This window comes from Butyricimonas sp. DFI.6.44 (assembly GCF_022132345.1).
GTDB lineage: Bacteria > Bacteroidota > Bacteroidia > Bacteroidales > Marinifilaceae > Butyricimonas > Butyricimonas muris.
Window position 1 is genome coordinate 65,751 of record NZ_JAKNJD010000017.1, and the last position, 21,614, is coordinate 87,364.

Annotated in this window: 18 protein-coding genes; 11 read left to right on the forward strand and 7 right to left on the reverse strand. The window is 45.5% G+C overall.

Features of this window, described 5'->3' with window-relative positions; genetic code table 11:
* The first annotated feature begins 262 nt into the window (after nt 1–262).
* Nucleotides 263–712, forward strand: a complete 450-nt coding sequence (locus L0M98_RS20190; RefSeq protein ID WP_099294056.1) for a DUF3791 domain-containing protein — start codon at nt 263–265, stop codon at nt 710–712.
* Complete coding sequence (locus L0M98_RS20195) at nt 709–1,188, forward strand: DUF3990 domain-containing protein (RefSeq protein ID WP_099294058.1); 480 nt, start codon at nt 709–711, stop codon at nt 1,186–1,188. The genes L0M98_RS20190 and L0M98_RS20195 overlap by 4 nt, the downstream gene beginning before the upstream one ends.
* A gap of 229 nt (nt 1,189–1,417) precedes the next feature.
* Here the strand turns inward: L0M98_RS20195 and cdd are convergent, their stop codons facing one another.
* Nucleotides 1,418–1,894 carry a cytidine deaminase gene (cdd, locus tag L0M98_RS20200; protein ID WP_227217441.1) on the reverse strand — a complete coding sequence of 159 codons (477 nt, stop codon included), beginning with the start codon at nt 1,892–1,894 and terminating at the stop codon, nt 1,418–1,420.
* A gap of 50 nt (nt 1,895–1,944) precedes the next feature.
* On the opposite strand from cdd, the gene L0M98_RS20205 reads away from it, so the two are divergent.
* The 8 genes from L0M98_RS20205 (at nt 1,945) to L0M98_RS20240 (ending at nt 10,945) form a co-directional block, all read left to right on the forward strand.
* On the forward strand, nt 1,945–2,862 hold the full coding sequence (locus L0M98_RS20205) for a glucosaminidase domain-containing protein (protein ID WP_227217440.1): 918 nt from the start codon (nt 1,945–1,947) through the stop codon (nt 2,860–2,862).
* Nucleotides 2,863–2,877: 15 nt separating this feature from the next.
* Nucleotides 2,878–3,417: a DUF4199 domain-containing protein gene (locus tag L0M98_RS20210; protein ID WP_227217439.1), complete on the forward strand. Its 540-nt coding sequence runs from the start codon at nt 2,878–2,880 to the stop codon at nt 3,415–3,417.
* A 2-nt stretch (nt 3,418–3,419) separates the two neighbouring features.
* The gene (locus tag L0M98_RS20215; protein WP_227217438.1) at nt 3,420–4,367 is read left to right on the forward strand and encodes a glycosyltransferase family 2 protein; all 948 of its coding nucleotides are present in this window, start codon (nt 3,420–3,422) and stop codon (nt 4,365–4,367) included.
* 68 nt (nt 4,368–4,435) lie between these two features.
* A complete protein-coding gene (locus tag L0M98_RS20220) occupies nt 4,436–6,094 on the forward strand; it encodes an MFS transporter (protein ID WP_099294066.1) in 1,659 nt (552 codons plus the stop codon).
* 173 nt (nt 6,095–6,267) lie between these two features.
* Nucleotides 6,268–7,461, forward strand: a complete 1,194-nt coding sequence (locus L0M98_RS20225) for an ATP-binding protein (protein ID WP_227217437.1) — start codon at nt 6,268–6,270, stop codon at nt 7,459–7,461.
* A 16-nt stretch (nt 7,462–7,477) separates the two neighbouring features.
* Nucleotides 7,478–8,425: an NAD(P)H-dependent flavin oxidoreductase gene (locus L0M98_RS20230; protein WP_227217436.1), complete on the forward strand. Its 948-nt coding sequence runs from the start codon at nt 7,478–7,480 to the stop codon at nt 8,423–8,425.
* A gap of 2 nt (nt 8,426–8,427) precedes the next feature.
* Entirely contained in the window at nt 8,428–9,669 is a 1,242-nt protein-coding gene (locus L0M98_RS20235; RefSeq protein ID WP_099294072.1) for a M16 family metallopeptidase, read from the forward strand.
* Nucleotides 9,670–9,676: 7 nt separating this feature from the next.
* Nucleotides 9,677–10,945 carry a M16 family metallopeptidase gene (locus tag L0M98_RS20240; protein ID WP_227217435.1) on the forward strand — a complete coding sequence of 423 codons (1,269 nt, stop codon included), beginning with the start codon at nt 9,677–9,679 and terminating at the stop codon, nt 10,943–10,945.
* Between the two features lie 302 nt (nt 10,946–11,247).
* Here the strand turns inward: L0M98_RS20240 and L0M98_RS20245 are convergent, their stop codons facing one another.
* The 3 genes from L0M98_RS20245 to L0M98_RS20255 are packed head-to-tail and all read right to left on the reverse strand — an operon-like array spanning nt 11,248 to nt 13,126.
* Nucleotides 11,248–11,955 carry an energy transducer TonB gene (locus tag L0M98_RS20245; RefSeq protein WP_227217434.1) on the reverse strand — a complete coding sequence of 236 codons (708 nt, stop codon included), beginning with the start codon at nt 11,953–11,955 and terminating at the stop codon, nt 11,248–11,250.
* Nucleotides 11,919–12,758, reverse strand: coding sequence for a M56 family metallopeptidase (locus L0M98_RS20250; protein WP_227217433.1), 840 nt, complete (start codon nt 12,756–12,758; stop codon nt 11,919–11,921). Before L0M98_RS20250 ends, L0M98_RS20245 begins: the two co-directional genes overlap by 37 nt.
* Nucleotides 12,759–12,769: 11 nt before the next feature.
* Nucleotides 12,770–13,126, reverse strand: a complete 357-nt coding sequence (locus tag L0M98_RS20255) for a BlaI/MecI/CopY family transcriptional regulator (protein ID WP_227217432.1) — start codon at nt 13,124–13,126, stop codon at nt 12,770–12,772.
* A gap of 136 nt (nt 13,127–13,262) precedes the next feature.
* On the opposite strand from L0M98_RS20255, the gene L0M98_RS20260 reads away from it, so the two are divergent.
* A complete protein-coding gene (locus tag L0M98_RS20260) occupies nt 13,263–13,790 on the forward strand; it encodes a DUF4251 domain-containing protein (RefSeq protein ID WP_227217431.1) in 528 nt (175 codons plus the stop codon).
* A 40-nt stretch (nt 13,791–13,830) separates the two neighbouring features.
* On the opposite strand, the gene L0M98_RS20265 is transcribed toward L0M98_RS20260, so the two are convergent.
* Genes L0M98_RS20265 through L0M98_RS20275 form a run of 3 tightly spaced genes read right to left on the reverse strand, consistent with a single transcriptional unit; the run spans nt 13,831 to nt 21,603 of the window.
* Complete coding sequence (locus L0M98_RS20265; protein WP_227217430.1) at nt 13,831–16,485, reverse strand: zinc-dependent metalloprotease; 2,655 nt, start codon at nt 16,483–16,485, stop codon at nt 13,831–13,833.
* Between the two features lie 7 nt (nt 16,486–16,492).
* Nucleotides 16,493–19,003 (reverse strand): zinc-dependent metalloprotease, encoded by a 2,511-nt coding sequence (locus tag L0M98_RS20270; RefSeq protein WP_227217429.1) that lies wholly within the window; start codon nt 19,001–19,003, stop codon nt 16,493–16,495.
* 11 nt (nt 19,004–19,014) lie between these two features.
* Nucleotides 19,015–21,603 (reverse strand): zinc-dependent metalloprotease, encoded by a 2,589-nt coding sequence (locus tag L0M98_RS20275; protein WP_186978116.1) that lies wholly within the window; start codon nt 21,601–21,603, stop codon nt 19,015–19,017.
* Nucleotides 21,604–21,614 lie beyond the last annotated feature (11 nt).

Sequence of the window (21,614 nt, forward strand, 5' to 3'; positions counted from 1 at the left end):
TATCATTTACTAATAATGAAAAAAGTCTTATATTTGTACATTATTAAACGATCGTTATTTGATTTCAATAAATAACGCAATAGTAGTATCCGAGTCCATGAAATTTTTCCGGATATACCCGTACATGTCCGTGATAATATCCTTTGCCCCCTCCTCTTCCCGGAAAAAACTTAAGCATGCACGCACAAATCCTTGTAATAAGTATTGAACCAATATCCAAACATTTATATTACATTTGTGATATGATATAATACAAATAACCATGGAAATATCTAAAACTCATCATGAAGACCTAAGCCAATCTATGCTCCCGTTTATCATACGAGAATTGGTTGGTATGGTCATGAAAAAAAAATCATTGCCTTTGGATGATGCATTGTACTATATATACACGAGCAATTTATATAAATCTTTATTGGATGAAAATACAAAACTATGGTATTCAAGCACACTATTGCTATATGAAACATTAGAAAAAGAGAAATCAGAAGAAAAACGCCACCGGAACAATGATGAAAAGACGCTTCTTTTCAAAGTATTCTGTTTAGAGAATTACAAAAATTCAAAAAAACTATCCCCGGAAGAAACATTATTATTATTTTCCAAATATCATGTTTTTGATTTCTTGGAAGAAACATTTGAAATGCTTCACACGCAGGATAACGAATACATATTAGATACCATAACAACATATATCCACAAAAAGAAATGAAATTATATCATGGCTCAACCGTTGTCGTGAAACATCCTAATATACAAAGAGGACGAAAAGCGACTGACTTCGGGAAAGGTTTCTATACAACAACCAATTTTGAACAAGCAAAAAAATGGGCTTTACTCAAAAAGAACCGAGAGCAAAGCGATAAAGCAATAGTTTCTATTTACGAAGTTCCGGATAATATCCTTGATAGTGATTACTCCGTCCTCCGATTCTCGGGAGCCACAAAAGAATGGCTAAAATTTGTTGTAAATAACCGCAGAGGAAAAAACACCCAAAAATATGATTTGGCCATGGGCCCCGTTGCAAACGACCAACTATACGCGACCATCCGTCTATACGAACAAAGTGTTATTACAGCTGATGCGGCAATAGAAATGCTAAAAACACACAAACTATTCAATCAACTTTCATTCCATACAACTGAAGTTGCTTCATTACTAAAATTTGTAGAATCAATCGAAGTTTAAAATCATGAAATAAAGCTACCCCTTTCCTACCCTTTTCCTAAAATTTTGAGCGAGTTTCGGGCGGGATTCAAGTGACTATTAGGCGGCATCGCCCACTCTTCGCCTGATGTTCGCCCACACTTAGCCCACGTTTTAACGAAATATAAAGAAATTTAGAACTCACGCGTGGCACATCCTCCGAATCAATAATATCGCTCTCGAAAACCGATCTTAGCCCTACGCGGGAGTATCACGGGCGGGTATCCCCTAATTTGAAGGAGAAAGGCAATAGCTGACTCGCCTTCACCAGCAAGGTACTCGTGCGCCCGATAAGGATTACGTCAAAATCAGCATGATAGCGCCCGACAATCTCGGACATCACCTGCCGGCAAGCCCCGCAAGGCGTGACATACTCGTCGACCTCGACACCCTTGTCCCGTGCCGCGACGGCTATGGCTTTCACCCCGGCTTCCGGGTAAGCGGAACAGGCATAAAACAAGGCGGTGCGCTCCGCGCAGAGCCCCGAGGGGTAAGCCGCATTCTCCTGATTCGTACCACGGATTACCTCCCCGTTATTCATCAAAACGGCTGCCCCGACAGCAAAACCGGAATACACGCAATAAGCATTTTCCGTGATTTCCAAGGCGGCACGACACAATTCCTCGTACCCTTCCGGGTAAGATTCCCGGCACAAGATGTAATCTATCTTTAATTCCGCTTTCTCCATTCTAATTTTTTTCGTAATTTTACCGCCAATATAAAACTTTATCACGAATCATGAGCAAGATTTACGCTATTTTATTTCTTACTTTTATATGTGTCAACATATGTGGTGCAACGAACGACAGTAGAAAAGCATTCATCAAAAAATACAAATCCATCGCCATTCAGGAAATGGATCGCACGGGAATACCTGCCAGTATCAAGCTGGCGCAAGGGATACTGGAGTCCGGTTGCGGCAAATCCCAACTGGCGGTAAACGCGAACAATCATTTCGGTATCAAATGCCACAACTGGAACGGGGCAAGTTTTATCATGGACGACGACAGCCGGAACGAGTGTTTCCGCAAATACCGGAATCCCGAGGAATCGTGGGTAGACCATAGCGAATTTCTGACCTCCCGCTCCCGGTATGCCCCATTGTTCAAACTTTCCAAGACGGATTACAAGGGTTGGGCGAAAGGACTGAAAAAGGCAGGATACGCCACGGCTCCCGATTACGCGCAGAAATTAATCAAGATCATAGAAGAAGAAGAGCTGTATCAATTCGACAAACCCGGGAAAAGGCATCGTCAAAACCCGGGCGAACTGAATTATAAACTCGGGGACACGAAGAACTACCAAAGCCGGGTAGTCTACATCAACAATATCCCTTGCATCAAGGTGCAGGAGGGCGACACGTTTGAAGGCATCTCCCAGTATTTCGGAATTCCCTTGAAACGTCTTCTGGCTTACAACGACAAAAACGAACTCTCCACGCGTAACGGTATGCACATCTTCTTGAAAAAGAAGAAAAACAAAGCTCCCAAAGGTTACACCTTCCACAAGTGCAAACCGGGTGACACGATGTACATGATTTCACAAATATACGGTATCAAACTGGCGAAATTATTACAATACAATTACATGGAGAACGGGGACAAGCCGCAACCCGGAGAAATGATCTCCTTGAGAGGGGCAGCACAACTATATTGAAAGGAGTCGTGAATAATGGAAAATACAAACGAATCATTCTTTAAACCAAACACGTTATTCGGCGGACTCATCGGCGGCAGTTTCATCATTGCCTCTTTGCTCTTCGCCTACGCGGGCAAAGGAGTAGTGGCGAACCCGCAATTCAATAATATTATCATGATGCTGACCATTTTCGGGGTTTTCATCGGGATAAAAAAATACAGGGATGACCACTTGGCGGGAATCATATCCTACGGGAAAGCCCTTTCCACCGGCATATATATCCTTGCCGTCGCGGCAGTTTGTTACGCCGTTTACACGTTTATTCTTTACTCTTCGGACACGGAATTGCTAGCTACCTATAAAAAGGTCATGCTCACGATGATGAGCGAAGTGTACAAAAACATGAATTTACAGGAATTATTCAACACGAGTTTGAGCGACCTGTTCTTTTCTCCCGTCGTGATCGCTTTTGGAGAATTATTCAATAGAATACTGGTAGGGGCTGCATTCACTCTCTTTATAGCCGGACTGGTGAAAAGAAAGACGCCCCCGTTTAACCCTCAACAATTTTAGTCATGGATATATCTGTTGTTGTCCCGTTATATAATGAAGAAGAATCGCTCCCGGAACTCGCCGCATGGATCGAACGGGTGATGGAAGCCAACCATTTTACTTACGAAATCATTCTGGTTGATGACGGTAGCAATGACTCTTCTTGGAAAGTGATAGAAGAGTTATCCGCGAAAGACAATCGCGTACGGGGAATCAAATTCCGCCGCAATTACGGGAAATCCGCCGCCTTACACTGCGGATTCGAGGACGCGCAAGGCGAAGTAGTGATCACTATGGACGCGGATTTACAGGACAGCCCGGACGAGATACCGGAACTCTACCAGATGATCACGGAAGAAGATTATGACCTCGTGTCCGGCTGGAAACAGAAAAGACACGATCCAATCACGAAAACAGTCCCCACGAAACTCTTCAACGCCACTGCCCGACGCTTCTCGGGTATCAAACTGCACGACTTCAATTGCGGGCTGAAAGCCTATAAATGTGCCGTGGTGAAAAACATCGAAGTGTACGGGGAAATGCATCGCTATATTCCCATACTGGCAAAACAAGCCGGATTTACCCGCATCGGTGAAAAGGTGGTACACCACCAAGCACGCAAGTACGGCGTTACCAAGTTCGGGTTAAACCGCTTTATAAACGGTTTCCTAGACCTGCTCACGGTAACCTTTATCACGCGTTTCGCCAAGAAACCCATGCACTTGTTCGGGGCGCTGGGCACACTGCTGTTCATCATCGGTTTCTGTGCCGCCGGGTGGATCGGTATCGAAAAACTCATGGCGCTTTCCAACGGACTCCGGGCACCGCTGGTCGCGAACAACCCGTATTTCTATATCGCACTGACTTGCATGATTATAGGTAGCCAGCTCTTCCTAGCCGGATTTTTGGCAGAACTGGTGTCCCGAAGTGCCAGCGACAGAAATGTGTACAGAATTGAGAAAAAAATTTAAAGATTTTCCATATTTTATTTTACCTTTGGGCGTTTGTGTGCAAGATCAACTTTTTTAAATAAATAATTATGGTAGAAAAAATTCAACAAACCCTTAGAGATTCAGCAGCCATGCGCTGGACGGTTCTCTTACTCCTAGCTTTTGCCATGTTCTGTTCTTATATCTTTATGGACATTCTATCGCCCATTAAAGATTTAATGCAGTCCACCCGAGGTTGGGACTCCACTGCATTCGGAACAATGCAAGGATCGGAAACATTTTTGAATGTCTTTATCTTCTTCCTCATTTTCGCGGGAATCATCCTTGACAAAATGGGAGTTCGCTTCACGGCAATCCTTTCCGGGGTCGTGATGCTGGTCGGTGCCACCATTAACTGGTATGCCGTGACCGAAAGTTTTCAAGGTAGCGGATTAGACACTTGGTTTACCAACAACTTGAATTACATCCCCGGTTTTGACGAATTGGGTATCTCTCCTTTCTATAAAGGAATGCCCGCGTCAGCAAAATTCGCGGCGGTAGGCTTCATGATCTTCGGGTGTGGTGTTGAAATGGCAGGTATCACGGTTTCTCGCGGAATCGTGAAATGGTTTAAAGGTCGCGAGATGGCTTTGGCCATGGGGTCCGAAATGGCTCTAGCCCGCTTGGGAGTAGCTTCCTGCATGATCTTCTCTCCGGTATTCGCCAAACTGGGCGGCAATATTGACGTTTCCCGTTCAGTAGCTTTCGGGGTTATCTTGCTGCTCGTGGCGCTTATCATGTTTATTGTCTATTTCTTCATGGACAAGAAACTTGATGCACAAACCGGAGAAGCGGAAGAGAAAGACGATCCATTCAAGATCAGCGACTTGGGCAAAATTATGTCGAGCATGGGATTCTGGTTGGTAGCCTTGCTTTGCGTACTCTACTACTCGGCAATCTTCCCCTTCCAGAAATATGCCGTGAATATGTTGCAATGTAACTTATCGTTCACTAGCGTGGATCCCAATTCATTCTGGGCAACGAACACAGTTACCGTTATCCAATATTGTATCATGCTTGTTGTAGCTGCTGCCGCTTTTGCCAGCAACTTCTCGAAAACGAAAGGCATGAAGTACGGGTTACTGGCGTTGGCAATCGTGTCATTGATTATATTCTGTTACATGGGTTACATGCGTCAGAGCGCAGAAACCATTTTTGCCGTATTCCCGTTGTTGGCAGTGGGTATTACGCCTATCTTGGGTAATTACGTGGATCACAAAGGTAAAGCAGCATCCATGCTTGTCATCGGTTCCATCCTGCTTATCATTTGCCACCTCACTTTTGCCTTCATTTTACCCATGTTCCAAGGAAATGCCATCGGAGGTGTCGTCGTTGCCTATGTCACGATCCTCGTCCTCGGCGCCAGCTTCTCTTTGGTACCCGCTTCACTGTGGCCTAGCGTACCGAAATTGGTGGACTCCAAAATTATCGGTAGTGCCTACGCTTTGATTTTCTGGGTTCAGAATATCGGGTTGTGGTTGTTCCCCCTACTCATCGGTAAGGTATTGGATAAAACTAACCCTCAACTGGTAGCCGATTTGAAAAGCGGAATCATTACCCCCGAAGAAGCCGCCATTTCTTACAACTACACCGCTCCGCTGGTGATGTTGGCTTGCTTGGGTGGAGCCGCCCTGATTTTGGGATTCATACTAAAAGCAGTAGACAAGAAGAAAGGTCTTGGCTTGGAATTACCGAATATCCAGAAGTAAACGAATTATTCTAAATCATATATAAAGCCTTCGTCATGCGACGAAGGCTTTTTTAATACAAGATCAAAACATGGATACACACTCAAAAATGCTTTCTGTAGAAAGCATTTTTAATGGAAAAATGTTGTCTACAGAAAGCATTTTTAATATCTTTGCCGTAAAAGATAAAAATCATGGAATCTCTATTTGAACGATTTTACCAAAAATTACAATATACAGATACTTCCTTTACCCGTGGACTGATAGAGCAAATTCACTGGGAAGCACGACTTATCGGCATTCGCGGTGCCAGAGGAGTCGGAAAAACAACACTACTATTACAACACATTAAATTACATCTTCCCCTTGACAATTCCACACTATATGTCAGTTTGGATAATATTTGGTTCTCTAACCACCTTTTGTACGATCTTGCCGATAGTTTCACGAAAAAAGGGGGAAAATATCTATTCTTGGATGAAGTCCATAAATACCCGAATTGGTCTCAAGAACTTAAAAATATTTATGACGATTTCCCCACTTTATATATCATTTTCACGGGTTCCTCTTTACTGGAAATATTAAATGCAAGGGCAGACTTAAGCAGGCGTGCTATCGTCTATGAAATGCAGGGATTATCATTCCGCGAGTATCTGAATTTTTATCAAAAAACAAAATTCCCGATTCTATCGTTGGGGGACATTTTAAATAAACACGTGTCTCTAGCGGCTGAAATAACCGATAAAATAAAACCTTTACAATATTTCCCCGACTATTTAAAAAACGGATATTACCCGTTTTACCAAGAACTCCCTCCTCTATATTATCAACGTATAGAAGAGATTATCAACATGACATTAGAGATAGAACTTCCCCTGTTGCGGGGAGTCGAAATATCGTACGTTCCAAAGATCAAACAATTGCTAAAAATTATCGCCGATGCCGTACCCTTCTCCCCGAATATCGCCAAACTAAGCGAAAGAATAGGTATCAGCAGGAATGCCCTGATCACCTATTTAAACTATTTACAAGAAGTACATATCACGAACAACTTGACGAGAGCGACAAACGGAATCGGTATTTTACAAAAACCGGAAAAGATATATCTGGACAACACGAATCTGATGTTCACTTTATCTTCTACTCAACCCAACATAGGGAATATCAGGGAAACATTTTTCCTGAACCAACTCGCTTACTTGTTTCCAGTGAGTTCATCACAAGAAAGTGATTTCTTTGTTGATAATAAATACACGTTTGAAATCGGGGGAAAGAATAAAACGAAAAAACAAATCTCATCATTAACAGAGGCTTATATTGCTGCTGATGAAATTGAATTCGGACACGATATCAAAATCCCGTTATGGCTATTCGGATTCTTATACTAAATACAAAATAAATATCATGGAAAACAGAATAACAAAACTTTTCAATATAAAATACCCGATCATTCAAGGGGGTATGGTATGGTGCAGCGGTTGGCGATTGGCTTCAGCTGTAAGTAATCACGGTGGGTTGGGACTATTGGGCGCAGGTTCGATGCACCCGGAAACTCTAGTGGAACATATTCACAAAATGAAGCAGGCGACCGATAAGCCGTGGGGGATCAACGTGCCCCTGCTTTATCCGGAAATCGACCGGCTTATAGAGATCATTATCAACGAAGGGGTAAAAATTGTATTCACCTCTGCCGGAAGCCCGAAAAAATGGACACCCTTGTTAAAATCACACGGGATCACGGTGGTACACGTGATCAGTAGTGCCGTATTCGCCAAAAAATGCGAGGAAGCAGGCGTGGATGCCGTGGTTGCCGAAGGATTCGAGGCGGGAGGACACAACGGACGGGAAGAAACGACGACACTGACTTTAATCCCGAACGTGGTGGAAGCCACCACCCTTCCCGTGATCGCCGCCGGGGGAATTGCCTCGGGTAAATCCATGGCAGCAGTCATGGCACTTGGTGCCGAAGGCGTACAAATCGGGACTCTTTTTGCCGTGGCGACAGAATCATCCGCACACCCGGCATTCAAACAACGGGTACTGAACACTGATGAGGGCGGAACGATGCTAGCGTTAAAGAAACTTGCCCCTACCCGCTTGATTAAAAACGAGTTTTTCGAGCAAGTAAAAGCGCTCGAGGATGCCGGTGCTGACGCCGCGCAATTAACCCAATTGCTAGGGAAAGGCAGAGCAAAAAAAGGTATATTCGAGGGCGATATGGTGGAAGGCGAACTAGAAATCGGCCAAATCGCATCCATGCTTCATAAAGAACAAAACGTGGCGGAAACGATGCAAAACCTGATAACCGACTTCAACGACACGATGAAGAGATTCGAAAATATAAAAATGTAAAAATGATAAAATACACCCGACACGTACTGGATAACGGCTTAACCGTTATTTGCAACACGGACACAAGTACCCCTTTTGTTTCCGTGAATATTCTTTATAAAGTAGGGGCAAAAAATGAAGATCCCAACCGTACCGGGTTCGCGCACTTGTTCGAACATCTGATGTTCGGGGGCTCAAAACATATCCCGGACTATGACACTCACGTGCAGAAAGCCGGGGGAGAGAACAACGCGTTCACGAATAACGATTACACGAATTACTATATCACGATTCCCGCGTCCAATATCGAAACAGCCTTGTGGCTCGAATCCGACCGGATGTTGGCTCTCGACTTCTCGCAGAAATCACTTGACGTGCAAAGAAATGTCGTGACCGAAGAATTTAAACAACGCTATTTCAACAATCCCTACGGGGATATCTGGTTAAAACTACGCCCGCTGGCATACAAAGTGCACCCGTACCAATGGCCCACTATCGGGAAGAACATAGACCATATTACCGGAGCCACGTTGGAAGAGGTGAAGGATTTTTTCCATCGTTTCTACGCACCTGACAACGCGATACTCAGTATCAGCGGTAATATCACGGACACGAAAGCGTTGGAACTGGTGAAGAAATGGTTCGGGGATATCGCCCCTGCCCGTTACACGAGGCAAGCCATACCCGTTGAACCGCGACAAACCGAGGAACGTCGCTTGGTTTGCGAACATAACAAGGTACCCGCTGACGCGATTTACAAGGTTTATCACATGGGAGATCGCCGCTCGGACAACTTCTACGCCTGCGACATCATCTCGGATATTTTATCCAACGGACAATCCTCCCGCCTGTATATCAATTTAATCAAAAACGGAAAATTATTCTCGGAAATCGACGCTTATATCACCGGGGATATGGACCCCGGGTTATTCGTCTTCTCGGGAAAACTATCCGAAGGCGTGGCAATCGAAGAAGCCGAAGCCGCCATACAAAACGAGATTGACCACTTTATCGAAGACCCGATCACTGAACGGGAATTACAAAAAGTAATCAACAAAACGGATGCCCGCATCTCATACAGCGAAATAAACTACCAGAATAAATCGGCAAACCTCGCCTTCTTCGATTATCTGGGAGATATCGAACTTATCAATTCCGAGAGCGAGAGATACGCCCGAGTATCCCTCGACACGCTGAAGCAGACTGCCGGGGAATTATTCTCCCCGAACAATTGCTCCACGTTATGGTATCTCAAAGAAAAATAATATACTCATGAACAGAAATATAGAACCGCCTATTACCGAAATATCCCGCCCGACCTTGTGGGGACACCAACAAATCACACTTCCCAACGGACTGGAAATCGTGTACCTGCACGACCCGAATCAGGAAGTGTTCAAACTTGACATGGTAGTACCCGCCGGGAGTTACAATCAACCGCAACCCGTCGTGGCGTCCTCCATGCTCAACATGCTCAACGAGGGCACCCGAAAGCATACAGCCGACGAAATTGCCGAACTTTTCGATTACCACGGGGCTTACGTGGATTTCAACTGCGGGGTACACAAGTCGGAAATAAGCATGATCTCCTTGAATAAATACGCCAACGAAACGATCCGAATGGTGGCGGAAATGATACTCGAAAGCGTCTTCCCGCAAAAAGAACTGGAGATTTACATACGCAACAGGAAGCAGCAACATCTGGTAAGTATAGAGAAGACCGCTTATCTGGCACGCATGGAATTTATTTATCGCCTTTACGGGGATACGCATCCTTACGCCAATCGCTTCACGCTGGAAGACTTTGACCGGGTAACACCGGAGATATTGATGAATTTCTATAAAGAACGTATGCAAGCCTCCCGGTGCCGGATCATGCTTTGCGGTAATATCAACGAAGGCGTCCTCCGGGAAGTCAGTGAAGCCTTCGCTCCCATGGGTAATTTGCCCTTGCCCGAAACTGAACAATTTGCCATGCATCCTTACGCACCGGGCAGGTACCACGTGTCAAAGCCCGACGCCGTGCAAACGAGTATCCGTATTGGTAAATCGGGCGTGTCCTTGCTTGACGAGGAATACACGGACTTTCAGATTCTCAATATGATACTCGGCGGTTATTTCGGCTCCCGGCTGATGTCGAATATCCGGGAAGAGAAGGGCTATACTTACGGTATCGGTTCCTATAACGTCAATTTGCCTCTGGCAGCTTACTGGATGATCGCCACGGACGTCAATGCAGACCAAGCCGAGGCGACTATTGACGAATGTATGAAAGAAATCCGACGCCTGCAAACCGAACCCGTGCCGGAAGAGGAATTACACCTCGTGAAGAGCTATTTTAACGGGGAACTGTTGCGGGAACTCGACGGCGTATTCGCCCAATCGGATGCCTTGAAACATAAACTCAATTACGGGACAGACAACTCGTTCTATTTCCGGATTATCGACCGCATCCGCACCTGCACAGCAGAAGACATCACGCGTATGGCAAACAAATACCTCCGACCGGAAGAGATGTATATTATCACGGCGGGGAGATAAAAATAGGATATGGTAAGAGGTTGAGCAAAAATAATTTTTAAACTCCCTCCCCCCCTTCGGGGTATTGAGCTATCGCTCGAACCGGCTCTCACTCGGTAACGTGGAAACAAGTTTCCCCGCTACTCTCGCTTACTCGCCAACTCTCCCTCTATAAACAGAGGGAGAGCTGGATTACTCACTATCTTTGGTAAAAGTCACCAACTCCTCCTCTGTTTATAGAGGAGGTGGCTGCGAAGCAGACGGAGGAGTTTTTAAAAGAAAATTACTTTTGCCCCCTCAACACTCTCTCTATTTATTACATCCTATTGTAACCGGAAATTAATCGGCATTGAGTACGAAACTCTAACAGGTTCTCCTCTTTGTGTTCCCGGCTTCCATTTAGGCATAGCCTTCACAACTCTCATAGCTTCAGCATCCAACAAAGGATGAACCGGACGTAAAGCTTTTACCTCCGAAATAGTTCCATCCTTTTCAATCACGAATTGGACAATCACTCTTCCTTGAATTTTCTGTTTTTGAGCCTCAACAGGATATTTCACATTTTTCCCAAGATATTCATTTATATTTCCCGGAAACTCTGGCATATCCTCCACGGTTACAAAAATGTCTTTGCTTACTCCTGTTGTATCATAAGAAGAAACAACAATAACCTCTTCCATAGAAACGAGATCATTCTCCATTTTTACAACCAATCTTTTTTCATCATTCACTTTACGAAGTTGCCCCTTCTTCCCGACATAGGAGAAAAACAATTCCGCACCGGGTTTTACGGTGATTGTAAACTCTCCCTTTTCATTTGTGAAAGTTCCAATATTCGTTTCTCGAATGACAAGAATTACATTCTTCAATGGTTTATTATCGGCATCCATCACAATTCCTTTTGCCACAATAGAATCTTTCCCAACCACGCTTGCGTACTCTCCGTTCTGTTGCACAATTGCCTGAACGTTGCTGGACAAGATCAACAGTCCCACTACCGGAAACAGCAAGGCATACTTGACCAGTCCCATTTTTGATGTTCTTTTTTATTCATCATCATAATACGTTTTTTTAAAGGTGTCACGTTGAATTTATTAACTATTTGAGCTGCAGCCGAAGTACAAGTAAGGCGAAGAAGATGATACTGGTAGGCTTTCCGGTCAAAACCGGAAGTCACAACCTGTTTATCCGCCAAAAATTCCAGATTACGTCGAATCTCCCGTTTCAATAACCACATGGCAGGATTAATCCAGAATAATGCACACAACAATTCGGAAATCATCACGTCAACAGAATGACATTGATCGACATGTGTTTTCTCGTGTGTCAGAATCTCCTGTAAATCATGGGATTCATACAGGGAGGGATTAATGAATATCCACTTGAAAAAAGAGAATGGCGTAACATGAGCCGGTAAAGCTATAACGGGAGTGGAATGACAGAGCACGCGTTCCCCTTTACCCATCAACCGGAATATAGAAAATATTTGTAATAAAATACGAATCAACAAAACGCTCGCCACCAAGCCATAACACAACCCCACGATACCCGTTACGGTAAATCGCGTTACCGCCTCATCCGGTCTCACCGTTATTTCCGGTAAGAAAACAGTCGTGTATTGAGAAACAGTTTCTTGAATGACCGCCCTCTGTTCTTCCCCGAAAGTAAAAGGAATCAACGGGTAACACAAGGACAAAACAAGAATCGTCAACAAGCAAACCCGACGGCTCGTGAAAAAGGTATCCCGACTAAACAATAGTCTATAAAAAAGATAAAACACGATAAACGCTATATTTATCTTCATCAGATAGATGAATGTTTCACTCGTGAACATGGCTTTTATTTTTATTGTTTCTCGATCAATTTGATAATCTCTTGCAGGTCTTCTGCCGAGATTTTCTGTTCTTTAGCGAAAAAGGTCACCATCTCTTTGTAAGAATTCTCGAAATAATTTCTCACGACTCCCGACATGAACTTTGTCTTGTACTCGTTTTCATCCACGAGCGGTATATACTCGTAAATATTCCCGTGCTTCTTACTTGTCAGAAATCCCTTTTTCTCCAAATTCTTCACGATTGACGCCACCGTCGTATAAGGAGGCTTCGGTTCTTCCATCTGATTTAGAAAATCTTTTATGACTCCGTTTTTCACCTGCCAGATGATCAGCATCACTTCTTCTTCCTGATATGTCAATTTTTCCATACGTCTTTCTTTTACGATTCTTTCGCAAATCTACGAATATTTCGTAACACTACAAACTTTTCGTAAAAAAAAATCACATATTATTTTTCACAAAACCATTTTTCTCCCTTTCCGTATACCTCCTAAAACGGGAAACATGAAAAGACTATTATTTATTACCGGACTATTACTCGCTATTATAATCATTCCGGTCAAAGCGCAAAGCAAAAAAGAAATTCGATTTGAGAAAGAGTTTCAGAAAACACTGGCACTTGTCAACAGTGATAAATTTATCGTGAAATTCTATATTGCCACGCCCACGGTGGAAACCCTTTTCACTCCTCCCGGAGCTGGAAATAATATTGATATTGAGCCCAAGAACAGTTACTTGTGGGTAAAAGATTCCCTCGTGGGAGTAAAAATCCCTTATTTCGGTAGCGGAGCCGTGAAATCCGGTTCACAACTGGACTCCATTTCATTCCAAAACATCCTGTTCAGCCGGACGGTGAAAGTCTATTGGGAAGGCAAGAAAAAAGCGATAGCGTACCAGCTTACCGTTATGTCCGGCGGGAACGTTTACTACTTGAACATGCACGTTCAATACGACGGAACCTGCTATCTCTATCTCAGCGACCGAAGACGCTCCCCGATCAGCTATGTCGGTCAGATAGTAAAAAGGGACTGACGAATACTACCACCTATTCGTACAGTCCCCGGCCACGCTCTCAATTCACACCGAGCATCTGATTTATCGTAAACAACATGGCTTGATAATGAGCCTTATCAGCCGGATTTGTCGTTACTATCCTTCGTTCCAGCAAAGATTTGATCTTCAATGCCGAGTCATAATAATACGTCGTTGATTCATCTATCGCATCACATGTCACGGGACTTTGCCACCCGTACCCGTAGCCAAAGCCGGACAGTCGCATTTGTTCTGCCATATAAGCCTTTCCTTCCCGTGCTTCCAATTCCGTCAACTCTTTGGAGTAACGTGCGATCGTTCCCGTTTCATCCAAACCGTAAAGACATATTTCCTGTATCGAGGGAGCATAAGCGACCTCTGCCGAGATTGCGGTCAACCCGATCTTGTTACCCCCGATAAAGGTCAAGGATTTTCCCATCATATTCACCATCGCTTTCTGCATCACCTTATCGCCGTGCGACAACTTCCGATTTCTGATAGCGGCATCCCATACTCCAACATACAAGTCATTAAAAAATTCCGCCATCGTGTAAGGATTCTTTTCCTCCAAATAAGAAGACAACGTCACGTTCATATAAATCTTCGTCAACAAATCGGCGACAGCACTATTCAACGTTGCCGACGCTTTCGAGTGTAACCCGAACTTAGAGCATACCTCCCGGTTATCCAGCCACTCGTTATTTTGCAGTTGCCCGATCACCCAAGCTACCGCGGCTTTTTGTTTGGCTTTAGGTACCGGAGTATAACGCTTGGCAGCTGTCCCGTCTTTCGCATCGTTCAAATAAATACCACCGATACAATACGCCGCATTCTGTAGATAACGGCTATACTGGCTCACGATCTGACCATACAAAACCTGACGATACTCCGCCGTTTCATCATCTTGAATCCATTTGTTGAGATTCGACAAGATATATTTCAGATTCTTGATACCGTATTCTCCGGCTTTTATAGGATCATCCCCCAAGTCTTCCTCCAAGGCACTCGGATCATAGCGACTGGCAAGCTGCTGTTTACCGAAACGATACATAGGATCGCCCGCTTTGGCATCAATCCACGATTCCAATACCCGGGTTTCCTCCTTCAAGGAAGTGCTTTCCGGAAAATAAGAATACAACCATTTGATCACAAATTCATCATAAACACCCAAGTCCGGGGGAGTCAAACGCACGCCTTTATCACCGGGTTGAGCCACGTAATTAAACCGGGCATAGTCCATGATAGAAGGTGTCGTACCGTATTCGCGGGTAAACTTAGCCGAACGTAGCGAGTCCACGGGGAATGCACTCGACGCCGCCATATTATGCATCAAACCGAGGCAATGTCCCATTTCGTGTGAAACCACGTAAGCCAATGCTTCTTTCAACACGTCGTCCGGCAATCTCTTACCTCGCACTCGCGGGTCTACCTGTGCCGTCTGGATAAAGCGCCAACTCGTCAACATCTTCACGACATCGTTATACACTAGAATAGACGCGTTCAATATTTCTCCCGTGACCGGATCAACCCACGAGGGCCCCATAGCGTTCTGCACGGCGGAAGGCACGTAGCGTATACAAGAATATTTCAAATTATCCGGGTCGAAATCCGGATTGTCCGTCGGGAAATCCTTCACTTGCACCACGTTCTTAAAACCAATTTTCTCGAAAGCCTTGTTCCATCTCATCAAACCCATACGTAAAGGTTCTTTCCACAACTCGGGAAAAAGCGGGTCCATGTAGAACACGATCGGTTTCACGGGTTCCACCGTTTCTCCCCGCTTGAATGCCTCCACATCTTTAGGCTCCAAGCGCCAACGATTGGCTAAAGTATAATACTGCAACTGATCGCCCTCGTTGGAAATCTGTTGTTTGAAAGTAAGAAATACCCCCATTCTGGCATCCGAGTAACGGGGACGCATCCGGTCTTCCGGTAATAATAACAGGGTACGGGTAGCCTTGATCGTCAAAGGACGATTGCTATACAGCATCCTTGTCAACAATTTAGCACTCACGCTATAAGAAAGCGATGATTTGATCGACACGTTATCCTCGAAAGCTTTGATATCCTCCAACGAACACAAGGAACGATTCACCGAGGCCGTGTAGGTCAACGGATAGGAACCCTCGGAAACAGGAGAAAGGGCTGCCTCACCGCCATTAAATAAAGCCGTCACATCAAAAACCACCGCCGAACTATCCGGGGAAAAAGCCAACACTTTGTATGCCTCGATAATCGGATTCACGAAATTCTGTGCCACGATCTGTTGCAAACGGGCATCTCCGGCATCATAGTTAATCCGGGCATTCACCCGCCTCATGTGCACGGTACTATCCGTCAGCGTGAAACAGATATGCATCGGGCTTTGCGGTTTATACCCGTTTATGGCTATCGTGTTATCACTTGTTTCGGTCGTGGCGGAAGCGAGCAGCATATCCCGTCCCATCACTTTCAAGGGTATCTCGAAATACAACTTTCCATCCACCTTATGCAAGGTCATAAAACCTCCTTTGGCCATTTCGTGGGCTTTTCCTTTAAAAAGCTTCTCGTATTTAGAGAGTTTCTTTACTGGGGGACGAGGTGCAGTCTTTTCCTCCTCTTTGGTTGTTTTCTTTTTATCCTCGGATGCACTGGCGTTCCGGAAACAAGAACCCACGAGCGCCACAGTGACCAACAATATCATCCATCTTTTCATAGTACTATTATTTATATTTTTCTTCTAATATTTTCTCCGTAACCAAAAGCATCGCCCGGTAGTGCGGACGTTCTTCATCCCGTACCGCGGCAACCTTTTGTTTCAACATCCTGTTGCACTCTTTCACCAGTTTATAGTAATAAATCGCCTCGTTCTCCAACACCCGGGTTTCAATCATCCGTTGCCAGCCGTAGCCATTACCGAATGCCGTCAAATCCACCTCTTCCGAAGCGAGTAAAGTGGCAGCCGAAAACTGTTTTCCCCCGATAGTAGCCACCCGAGACTGGCAAGCCCCAAGCCATTCCGTTTGCATCAATTTATCGACTAGCGTCAACTCCTTGTTTTCCATGACCGTTTTCCACACCTCATCATACACGTCCTGCATAAACTCTTCCATCGGGTAAGGATCATCAGACAAATGCGCAGACAATGCCACGTAAGATTTACGGGCGAGTAAACGGGAAATCACATTGGAACGGGTTCTCCACGAATCGGGCAAACCCAAAGAGAACTTTTCCCATAATTCCCGGTTGTCCAACCATTCACTATCTCGCAATTGCCGCATAATCCACAGCACGGCGCACTTCTGCCGCTCTCTAGCCACCGGACAGAAACGCTCTCCGGGGGTTCCCTCCTTTACCTCCGTTAAATATATCCCGCCCACGTGAACGAGAGCGCTCATCAGATAGCGCTCGTATTGCGTCACCAACGCCGAGTACAACTGCCGACGATAAGCGGCATCCGAATCATCTTCTATCCAATCCTTTAAACGTGAAACAATATACCGCAAATTCGCTATCCCGTAATCACCCGCCTTCAACACGTCATCCCCCAAATCATTTTCCAATGAAGACGGATCGTAAGCACTCATCCATTGCTGTTTCCCGAAACGATAGACCGGATTTCCCGCCTTTTCATCTATCCATGCTTCCAGCACCCGGGATTCCTCCTCGAAAGAAGCCATATCCCACAAAGGCGTGTACAACCACCGGATAATAAATTCATCATACTCACCCAAATCCGGCGGAGTTAATCGTACACCCCGATCTCCCGGTTGAGCCACGTAATTATATTGCAACCGATCCATGATCGAAGGTGTAATACCATATTTCGAGGTAAAAGAAGCCGAACGCAACGAATCGACCGGGTAAGCGTAAGAAGCAGCCAGATTATTCATCAGCCCCAGACAGTTCCCCATTTTCTGTGCTGCCATAGCTTCCAACGACTCGCCAATCACCTCGTCCGGTATCTTCTTTGCCCTCACGTTAGAGTCTATTTGTGCCGTCTGCACGAACCGATCCCGCTGAATCGCTTTTACCACGTCGTTGAATATCAATATCCGGGCATTCAATATCTCCCCCGATGACGGGTCTACCCAAAAAGGACCGACACCCTCTTCCAACGTGAAAGGAATATACCTCACACACGAGTATTTCAGGTTATCGGGATCAAAATCAGAGTCGTCCGTCGGGAAATCCCTCACTTGAATCACGTTCTTGAAACCGATCTTCTCGAAAGCCTTGTTCCATCTCAATATCCCCCTCTTGATTGGTTCTTTCCACCCTTCCGGAAAATGATTGTCCACGTACATGACGATCGGCTTCATCGGTTCCGTGAGTTCACCCCGCTTGTAAGCCTCCGCATCCCGGGGTTCGACACGCCACCGCCGGGCAAGCGAATAGGAACGTATAGCCTCACCCTCGGCCGGAATATGTTTTCGTTCCGTCAGAAACAACCCAAGACGGGAATCCGACAAACGGGGACGCATCTTATCCTCCGGCAACAACATCAATGTCCGGGTTACCTCCACGGTTACCGGCTCCTGCTTCATCACCGGAAATATAAAATAGTAAGCACTAATCGAGTAGGACAGCGAAGACCTTACCGACACGTTATCGTCAAATGCCTTGACCTCGCCCAAATGAGAATAAGCAGGCGTCATCTTTCCCGTGATCCGGAATTGCCCGGAAGCCGGAACGATCGGGGTAAGCTCCCGCACGTCCGAAATAAATAAAGATGTCACATCGAAAACAACTGCCGAACTATCCCGATTATATGCCAAAATCTTATAACCATATAGTATCGGATCACGATACCCCTGTGCCATCACTTGCCTCATCCGGGGATTATTCTCGTCTACTGTCACGGAAGTTGCCACCAGTCGCAATTGCACCGTACTGTCCTGTATCATGAAGCGCACGTGCATCCCTCCACCGGGCGCATATCCGCTCACGGCAGCCAGATTGTCACTCGTCCCGGAAGTAGCCGAGGCAAGCAACATATCCCGTCCCATCCACTTCAACGGCATCTCGAAATAAAGTTTCCCGTCCATCTTATGCAATGTCATAAAATCACCGGAAACTGTTATATATTTTTTACCTTGAAACAGTTTCTCGTATTTCCCCGGTTGCGCCGTCTCCTCTTTTTTCCGCTTCTTTCGTTCGGAAGCAGACACGGTAGAAACAGACCAAAAGCCCAGAGCAACCAAAACTATACAAGGTATTATCCACTTTCTCATAATCATCTGTTTTAATTCATTCCCGCCTGTTTACCCAAAACCTGCTTTATCATGAACAGCATCGCTTGATAATGCGTTTGCTCCTTTCCCGTGAAACTTTCCATCTTTTCCTCCAGCAAACGCTTTATTTTAAACATAGCCTCTAAATAATAAGTCGGCATCTCTTCCAACGCCCGGGTATCCACCACTCGTTGCCACCCGTACCCATTCCCGAAACGGGACAATTCATGTTGCCGTATCACGCCGATATACCGCTCCGTCATTCCCGTCGGGTCCAATCCATAACACCACGTATCCAACAACGTCGGACAATCTCCATCTGTCAAGCCAACCCGACTTCCAACCATCGTTTTCATCGGTTCCTCCGACTGTTTCACGAATAGCGATTGCAGGATCATATCTCCCGCCGTCAATTCCCGTCCCTCGATAGCACTCACCCATATCCCCGCATACAGATCATTGAAATAATCCCCGACCGGATATCCTCCCGCGAGTGAAGCCGACAAGGTAACCCGGCTACACGAGGCGATCAGTTGCTTGCCGATAATCTCTGTCAAATTCACGGACGAAGCCATTCCCAACGGGAATTTCCGTAACACAAGCGGATCATCCAACCACGCCATATCCCTCAACTGCTCGAACACCCATTTCACAGAAGCTTTTTGTATTTCAGCGGATACCGGTCGATAGCGTTTATAAAAACTTTCCTCTTTGGCGTCGGAAAGATATATTCCCCCTATATTATAGGTCACGTTCCGGATATAGCGATAGTATTGATTTACAATATGATCATACAATTGCTGACGATACTCCGCCGCCGGATCATCTTCAATCCATTCATTCAACCGGGCAAGGATATATTTCAGATTCTGTATACCGTATTCTCCCGCTTTCATGGGATCATCTCCCAAGTCCTCCTCGATTGCGGACGGATCATAACGCCCCATAAGTTGCTGTCTTCCGAAACGATACATCGGATTATCCGCTTTCTCGTCCACCCAACTTTCCAATACCTTCGCCTCGTCCCATATCGAAGTCGTCCCGTAAACAGGCGTGTACAACCACCGGATAACAAATTCGTCATACACTCCTAAATCCGGAGGTGTCAGCTTCACTCCCGCATCACCGGGCTGCGCCACGTAATTAAAGCGGGCATAGTCCATAATCGAAGGTGTCGTACCATATTTCCCCGTGAACCCGACCGAACGCAATGAATCCACGGGATAAGCACTCGATGCCGCCATATTATGCATCAGTCCCAAACAATGTCCCACCTCGTGTGCCACGACGTAACTCAACGATTCGTGTAATACCGCTTCCGACAACACCTTTCCCCGTACCGACGGGTCTACCTGTGCCGTCTGCACGAAGCGCCAGCCCCGAATCATCTCGATCACGTTATTATAAATCAATACACTCGCGTTCAATATTTCTCCGGTAGACGGGTCTACCCACGAGGGTCCCATGGCATTAGCCACCCCTGTCGGCACGTAGCGAATACAGGAATACGTCAAGTTATCGGGATCAAACGAACGATCATCCCGGGGAAAATCCCGTACTTGCATCACGTTTTTAAAACCGATCTTCTCAAAGGCACGATTCCATTTCAATACCCCTTCCCGTATCGGCTTTTTCCAAGCCTCCGGGAAAAGTGTATCCACGTAAAAAACAATAGGCTTCACGGGTTCTACCGGTTCTCCCCGTCGATAAGCCTCTTCGTCCCGAGGCTCCAAACGCCAACGATTGGCATAAGTATATCTTCCTACCTCTTCACCCCGATCCGACAGATAACGCTTTTGCGTCAGAAATACCCCTAATCTCAAATCAGAAATCCGGGGACGCATCCTCTTTTCCGGTAACAACAACAAAGTCCGGGTTACCTCCACGTTCAGCGGTTGATCTTTCACCAACGCCATCCGGTCATAAGTAACCGAATAATTATACATCAATCGTGATTTCACAGACACGTTATCTTCAAACGCCTTTAATTCCAGCACAGAAGACAGATTACCATTATAAGAAGCCGTCACCTTCATTCCCCCACTCTCGTCGGGTATCGGTGACAACTGAGGTTCTTCGTTCAAAAACATCCCCGTCATCTCGAACACCACCGCCAAACTATCCGGCGTATACGCCAATACCTTGTAAGCCGCCGCTACCGGATCACTGTAATTCTGTCGAATAATCTGTTCCATCTTCTCTTTATCCCCATCCGCGGCTATCCAAGCATTCACCTTCCTCAACTGTACCATACCGTTCTCCAACGTGAACCGGACATGCAAGGGAGTATTCTCTTTATAACCATTCGTGCATACTGTGTTATCCGTGGAAACCGTAGTCGTAGAAGCAAGTAACAACTCTCTCCCCATCAGTCGCAAAGGATATTCCAAATAAACCTTTCCGTCCATTTTATGTACCGCCATAAATTCACTGATAGCGGTTTCATATCTTTTTCCTTTAAATAATTTATCATACTCGCTTAACTCCACCTTTACCTCCGCCTTGCCTTTCTTCTTCTTTTTCCAGAATCCGGCATCCGCGGAACAAGGGCAAGCCAACAAATACACGAACCACACACCCCATACTAACCATTTACTCATACATCTTTTTT